Consider the following 6,284-nt stretch of genomic DNA (forward strand, 5'->3'; position numbering starts at 1 on the left):
GCCGCTCCCCCCGCCGCACCAGCCGCACCCGCCGCGCCCGCCGCGCCCGCGGCCCTGCGCGCCTTCGCGCTCCAGGACGTGGCCCTCGGCGACCGGGGCGTCTTCGCCGCCAAGCGCGCCCTCATGCTCGACTACGCCCGCGGCTACGACGTCGACCGCCTCCTCCAGGTCTTCCGCGCGAACGCCGGACTCCCCACGCTCGGCGCCGTCGCGCCGGGCGGCTGGGAGGGCCTGGACGGCGAGGCCAACGGCAATCTGCGCGGCCACTACACCGGGCACTTCCTCACCATGCTCGCCCAGGCGTACGCCGGCACCGGCGAGGACGTGTTCCGCGAGAAGACCGACCGCATAGTGACCGCCCTCACCCAGGTACGGGCCGCCCTGCGCCGGGACCCGCGGGTCCTGAGCGTCCCCGGCCGCACCGCCGGGACCCGGGCGGCCGAGCTGCTCCGGGGCTCGTACCAGTACGCCGACCTCCCGCCCACCGTCCTCGGAGACCCCCTGCCCGCCGCGCTCACCCTCTCCGCCTGGGTGAAGCCCGCGCACGACGCGAACTGGGCCCGGGTCGCGGACTTCGGCGACGACACCACCCGCTACCTCTACCTGGCCGTCCGCAACTCCCGCGGCGCGCCCCGCTTCGCCCTCACCACCGGCGGGCCCGGGCGCGAGCAGGGCATCGACGGCACCGCACCGCTGCCCCTCCACCGGTGGAGCCACCTCACCGTCACCCTCGACGGCGCCACCGGCGTCCTGTACGTCGACGGCGCCGAAGTCGCCCGCAACACCGCCATGACCCTCACCCCGGCGGCCCTCGGCGCGCTGCGCGACCACTGGATCGGCCGCTCGCACTTCGGCGCCGACCCCCTGTTCGCGGGCGCCGTCGACGCCGTGGACCTCTGGTCCCGGGCCCTGACCGCCGCCGAGGTCGCGGAACTGCACGGCACCGGCACCACGGGCGGCCGGGGCGACCTCGCCTCGTACCGCTTCGACGAGACGGCCGGCGGCACCTTCGCGGACGGCTCGGGGCGCGGGCAGCACGCCACGCTGCGCCGCACCTGGGGCGGGCCGAGCCACCCCGGGTTCCTGGCCGCGTACCCGGAGACCCAGTTCATCGCGCTGGAGTCGATGACGGGCAGCGACTACACGCGGGTCTGGGCCCCGTACTACACCGCCCACAAGATCCTGCGTGGGCTGCTCGACGCGCACCGCGCCACCGGCGACGCCCGCGCCCTCGACCTGGCATCCGGCATGGGCGACTGGATGCACGCGCGCCTGTCCCGGCTGCCCGCGAGCACCCTCCAGCGGATGTGGGGGCTCTTCTCCAGCGGCGAGTTCGGCGGCATCGTCGAGGCCGTCTGCGATCTGCACGCCCGCACCGGCCGCCCCGAACACCTCGCGCTCGCCCGCCTCTTCGACCTCGACCGGCTCATCGACGCGTGCGCCGCCGGACAGGACGTCCTCGACGGGCTGCACGCCAACCAGCACATCCCGATCTTCACGGGCCTGGTCAGGCTGTACGAGGAGACCGGCGAACAGCGGTACCTCACCGCCGCCCGCGCCTTCTGGCGCATGGTGATCCCGCCCCGGATGTACGCGATCGGCGGCACCAGCACCGGCGAGTTCTGGAAGGCCGCCGGGTCGGTCGCGGGCACGCTCAGCGACGCGAACGCCGAGACGTGCTGCGCGTACAACCTGCTCAAGCTGAGCCGCGCGTTGTTCCTGCACGACCGGGACCCGGCGTACATGGACTACTACGAGCGGGCGCTGTTCAACCAGGTGCTCGGCTCCAAGCAGGACAAGGCCGACGCCGAGAAGCCCTTGGTCACGTACTTCATCGGGCTGTTGCCCGGCCATGTGCGGGACTACACGCCGAAGGCGGGCACCACCTGCTGCGAGGGCACGGGCATGGAGAGCGCCACCAAGTACCAGGACTCCGTGTACTTCGCGGCGGCGGACGGCTCCGAGCTGTACGTGAACCTCTACAGCGCGTCCACGCTGACGTGGGCAGCCCGGGGCGTGACGGTCACGCAGACGACGGACTTCCCGTTCGAGCAGGGCTCGACGCTCGTGTTCGGCGGCGCGACGGCGGAGTTCGCCCTGCGCCTGCGGGTCCCGTCCTGGGCGTCCCCGGCGGCGGACGGGTTCCGTGTCACGGTGAACGGCCGGCGGGTGCCGGTCACGGCGGCGCCCGGCAGCTACGTCACCGTGGCCCGGACCTGGCGCCCGGGGGACACCGTGCGCGTGGCGGTGCCGTTCCGGCTGCGCGCCGAGGGCACGCCGGACGACCCGTCGCTCCAGGCCCTGCTGTACGGCCCGGTGAACCTGGTCGCCCGGGACCCGCGCCGCACGTTCCTGCCGGTCACGCTGTACCCGGGCGCCGCCCTGTCCGGCGACCTGGCCCCGGGGCTCACGCCCGTGCCGGGCAAGCCCCTGCACTTCCTGCTGAACGGCGCGGACGGCGCGGCCGGCGCGGCCGGCGTCGAGTTCGCGCCGTTCCACGAGGGCACCGAGGACCCGTCGCATGTGTACGTGCGCCGCGCCGAGCCCCGCGTGGTCTTCGGCGGCGTCGACGCGGGCGTCGCCAACCCGGCGCGGCTCGACGGCACGACGTTCCTCGACGCCGTCTGGGCGGCCGCGCCCTTCCCCGGCAAGGGCGCCCTCGTCCGGCACGTCGATTCCGTGGCGCGGGCGTGGGCGGACGAGGGGCTGCTGACGGCGCGGGACGCGGACCGCGCGGTGACGGCGGCGGGGCAGGGCTCGTACAGCTGAACGAGCTTCAGGCCACGGCAGACTGAACGTACGTCACGCCGCGGCCAACTGAACGAGCGTCATGCCGCCGTCAACTGGTCGAGCGTCATGCCGTGGCCGCTCAGTCCAGGACCATCGCGCGTGACGCGCTCGCCGTCGCGTTGGACGACGTGAGCTCGGCGGCGGCGACCCCGCTGCCGGCCACGGTCATCAGTACCCGCGCCACGACGCTGTCGCCCGGCCGGAAGTCCGGTGCGGCGGGGTCGGCGGCGACCATGTCGGTGCGGGTGTGGCGGCGGCCGTCGCACACCTGGGGCTCGCGGACGTGCGTGACGCCCGAGACGGCACCGGTGGCCGGGGCGCTGAGCCGGACCGCGAAGGAGGCCGCCTCCTGCTCCGGTTCGCACAGATACGTGTACGTCACGGCGGCCGTGCGCCCGGTCGGGCCCGCCGCCGCGCTCTCGATCCGTACGCTGCCCGGGACGGGGGCGGCCGCCCCGATGCCCGCGACGGCGCACAGCACGGCGAGCGCCACCACCGTGTTCCCGCGGGGGCGCGCCCGCATTCCGCTTCGTACCATGTCCGGCCCTCCTTTTCGGCTTCGCGCCGGAATGTACCGACGCGGCGCCCAAAACCGGGGCCGTCTCCGCCGCCTTGCCGCGACGCCTCACCCGCCTGCCGGTCACCCCGGCCGTGCGGGTGCGGTCGGCGTCGCGCCGTACCGCCCCGGCGCGGCCGGGGTGCCGTCGCGCCCGGGCCGCCGCCGCGTGCGGCCGCCGGGCGGCTCGCTCGGGCCGTCAGCCTTCGATCACGCCCAGCTGGCGCATCAGCCCGAGGTCGTCGGTGTTCCACCAGCTCTCGGCGATCTTGCCGCCTTCACAGCGGAAGGTCGCCTGGCCGGTGCCCGAGACATCCCGGTTCGTCGGCTCGATGCCCTGGTACGCCCCCACGTGCCGGCCGCCGTAGCTGAACCGCACACACACCTGGTCGCCCTCGGCGCACAGGCTTTCGATGCGCATGGTCGGCTGGAAAGCGGTCAGGATCTCCTGGTTCTCCCGCTTGACCTGCGAGGCCGACAGATCGTACGAGGACAGCGACGGATCGTGCTCGATGTAGTCGTCGGTACACAGCCGGTACGCCGCGTCCATGTCCCCCTTGTTGGCGAGCGTCTCGCAGAACTGGCGCACCAGCGCCTTGTTCAGCTGCTCGTCGCGGACCACGTCGAGGTCGGTGAACGACGGCTCACCCTCGCAGAGGGCCACCATCTCCCGGTAGATCCGGTCGGTCTCGGGAAGGTTCGAGTTCTTCATCGCCTCCTCGTACGAAGGGAACTCGACGATCTCCACGACGTGCGCGGAGTCGGAGCGGTCCTTCGCGACGATCGAGTGGGTGGCCGTCCGCTTCCCCTGAGTCGCTTCGACCCAGCTGTCCATCAGTCGGTTGAGCTCATCGACCCGCTGCGTGCGGCAGTCGATGACCTGGACGAACGTCATGGCGCCCGCCTCCCGTGAGTCGGAGGGTTCGGATGCTTTTACCGTAAGCCTGTTTTGTGGCATATGTCCTGAGGTAAAGATGCGCGCCGACCACCTGCGCAAACAGCCAAGGGAAGCCAAGGAAGCCAAGGAAGCCAAGGAAGCACGCCATGTACGCACGACTGACCACCTACGAGGGCACCCCCGTCCCCGCCGACAGAAACGTTGCGGCGACCAACCAGGCCGCCCTCGACCAGGCCCGGCAGATCCCCGGTTTCCAGGGTGTCTACTACCTGATCGACCGCGAGCGCGGGAAGGCCCTGACGCTCACCCTCTGGGAGGACGAGGAGGCCATGCGGGCCAGCGAGGAGCGGGCCGACGCGATCCGCAGGGAGAGCGCGGAGCGCGACGCGATGACGGTCGTCTCGGTGGAGAGGTACGAGGTGGGGATGGCCCACCTGGAGTCATGACAGACGGCCCTGCCCCCGCGCCCGGGGACAGGGCCGTCCGCACGGCGCGGCGTCGTCAGGGCTCGTCGGTCATGGCGGGCATCTCGCCCTCGGTCCGCGTCACGTCGATCAGCGAGAACGGTGCGCCCTGCGGGTCGATCAGCGCGGCGAACCGCCCGAACGGGCTGTCCATCGGCCCGAAGAGCAGCTTCGCGCCGCGGTCGGTGGCCCGGGTGATCGCCGCGTCGCAGTCGGCCACGGTGAAGTACACGTTGATGTACGGGGGCATGTCGGGCGGGAAGTTCTCGTCCATCTTCATCCGGCCGAGCACCGGCTCTGCCCCGAGGTCGAAGATCTTGAAGTCGATGGGCGCGTCCGCCATCTTCTTGGCGCCGAACGAGAAGACCTCGCGGAAGAACGCGTCCGCCTTGTCCGCGTCCCGCGTGTACACCTCGGCCCAGCAGTACGCGCCGGGCACCGCCCGCGCCTCGAAGCCCTCGTGGGCGCCGGCCTGCCAGACGCCGAAGACGGTGCCGCTCGGCTCGCGGGCGAGCAGCATGGACCCGAAGTCCCCCACCCGCATGGGCTCCATCAGGAGCTGTCCGCCGCTGTCCCGCACCTTGCGCGCGGTGGCCTCGACGTCCGGCGACGCGAAGTACAGGCACCACGCGGACTGCGGCTCCTCGCCCTCCTGGCCGGGCATGGGCGGTACGACGGCGGCGACCGCCTTGCCGTCGGCGTAGGCCTGCGTGTAGTTGCCGTACTCGGTCGCCGCCTCGCCGAAGGTCCAGCCGAGCACGTCGCCGTAGAAGCGCTTGGCGCCTTCGAGGTCGGTGAACATCGCGTCCACCCAGCAGGGCGTGCCCTCGGGCAGTCCGGCCATGACGATCCCCTTACAAGTCAGGAACGGTTCGTTGGTCCGGTTTGCCACGTTAACGACGGGTGTGGGGCGGCGCGCGTCGAACGGAGGCGGGCCGCGTCGTGTCTAGCTCAGCTCGGCGAAGCTCTCCACGGCACTGGTCTTGCCGGTGACGATGATGACGTCGCCCTTCTCGATCACGGTCTCGGCGGTGGCGTGCGTGAAGTCCTGCCCCGGCCGCTTGATGCCGACGACCGTGACCCCGTACGTGCTGCGGACGGCGCTCTCCCCGAGCGGGACGCCCGTCGCGATCTCCGGGGCGACGGTCTTGACCAGGGCGTAGTCGTCGTCGAACTGGATGAAGTCGAGCATCCGCCCGGTGACGAGGTGGGCGACGCGCTCGCCCATGTCGTGCTCGGGCAGGACGACGTGGTGGACGCCGAGGCGTTCGAGGATCTGCCCGTGCTGGCGGCTGATGGCCTTGGCCCAGATGTTCGGCACGCCCGCCTCCAGCAGGTTGGAGGCGATGAGGATGCTCGCCTCGATGTCCGTACCGATGCCGACGACCGCGCTGGTGAAGTCGTGGACGCCGAGCTGCTCCAGCACCTCCGGGTCGGTGCAGTCCGCGACGGCCGAGTGGGTGAGGACGTCGCTGACCTTCTGGACGAGCTGCGCGCTGGTGTCGATGCCGAGCACGTCCCAGCCGCGCCGGGTCAGCTCGTGCGCCAGCGAGCTGCCGAACCGGCCCAGGCCGAT

6 protein-coding genes are annotated in these 6,284 nt (G+C 72.3%); 2 read left to right on the forward strand and 4 right to left on the reverse strand.

The window, feature by feature from the left end:
• Positions 1–2,769, forward strand: a 2,769-nt coding sequence (locus tag HTZ82_RS14895; protein WP_254711871.1) for a beta-L-arabinofuranosidase domain-containing protein, incomplete at its 5' end; no start/stop codon positions are given.
• Positions 2,770–2,869: 100 nt separating this feature from the next.
• Here the strand turns inward: HTZ82_RS14895 and HTZ82_RS14900 are convergent.
• Both HTZ82_RS14900 and HTZ82_RS14905 read right to left on the reverse strand, forming a co-directional pair.
• A complete protein-coding gene (locus HTZ82_RS14900; RefSeq protein ID WP_175409858.1) occupies positions 2,870–3,328 on the reverse strand; it encodes a hypothetical protein in 459 nt (152 codons plus the stop codon).
• A gap of 217 nt (positions 3,329–3,545) precedes the next feature.
• On the reverse strand, positions 3,546–4,241 hold the full coding sequence (locus HTZ82_RS14905; protein WP_175409859.1) for an ester cyclase: 696 nt from the start codon (positions 4,239–4,241) through the stop codon (positions 3,546–3,548).
• Between the two features lie 149 nt (positions 4,242–4,390).
• Between HTZ82_RS14905 and HTZ82_RS14910 the strand changes: the two genes are divergently transcribed.
• Positions 4,391–4,690, forward strand: a complete 300-nt coding sequence (locus tag HTZ82_RS14910; protein ID WP_175409860.1) for a hypothetical protein — start codon at positions 4,391–4,393, stop codon at positions 4,688–4,690.
• A gap of 55 nt (positions 4,691–4,745) precedes the next feature.
• Here HTZ82_RS14910 and HTZ82_RS14915 read toward each other — a convergent pair whose 3' ends face one another.
• On the reverse strand, positions 4,746–5,552 hold the full coding sequence (locus HTZ82_RS14915; RefSeq protein ID WP_175409861.1) for a VOC family protein: 807 nt from the start codon (positions 5,550–5,552) through the stop codon (positions 4,746–4,748).
• 102 nt (positions 5,553–5,654) lie between these two features.
• A partial coding sequence (locus HTZ82_RS14920) for a TrkA family potassium uptake protein (protein WP_217624181.1) occupies positions 5,655–6,284 on the reverse strand: 630 nt, incomplete at its 5' end.

Origin of the sequence: Streptomyces sp. TRM64462 (assembly GCF_013362995.1) — a bacterium.
GTDB lineage: Bacteria > Actinomycetota > Actinomycetes > Streptomycetales > Streptomycetaceae > Streptomyces.

Excerpts from the sequence above, each read along its gene's own strand:
- HTZ82_RS14900 (WP_175409858.1), bottom strand. The coding sequence starts at position 3,328 with ATGGTACGAAGCGGAATGCGGGCGCGCCCCCGCGGGAACACGGTGGTG.
- HTZ82_RS14905 (WP_175409859.1), bottom strand. The coding sequence starts at position 4,241 with ATGACGTTCGTCCAGGTCATCGACTGCCGCACGCAGCGGGTCGATGAG.
- HTZ82_RS14910 (WP_175409860.1), top strand. The coding sequence starts at position 4,391 with ATGTACGCACGACTGACCACCTACGAGGGCACCCCCGTCCCCGCCGAC.
- HTZ82_RS14915 (WP_175409861.1), bottom strand. The coding sequence starts at position 5,552 with ATGGCCGGACTGCCCGAGGGCACGCCCTGCTGGGTGGACGCGATGTTC.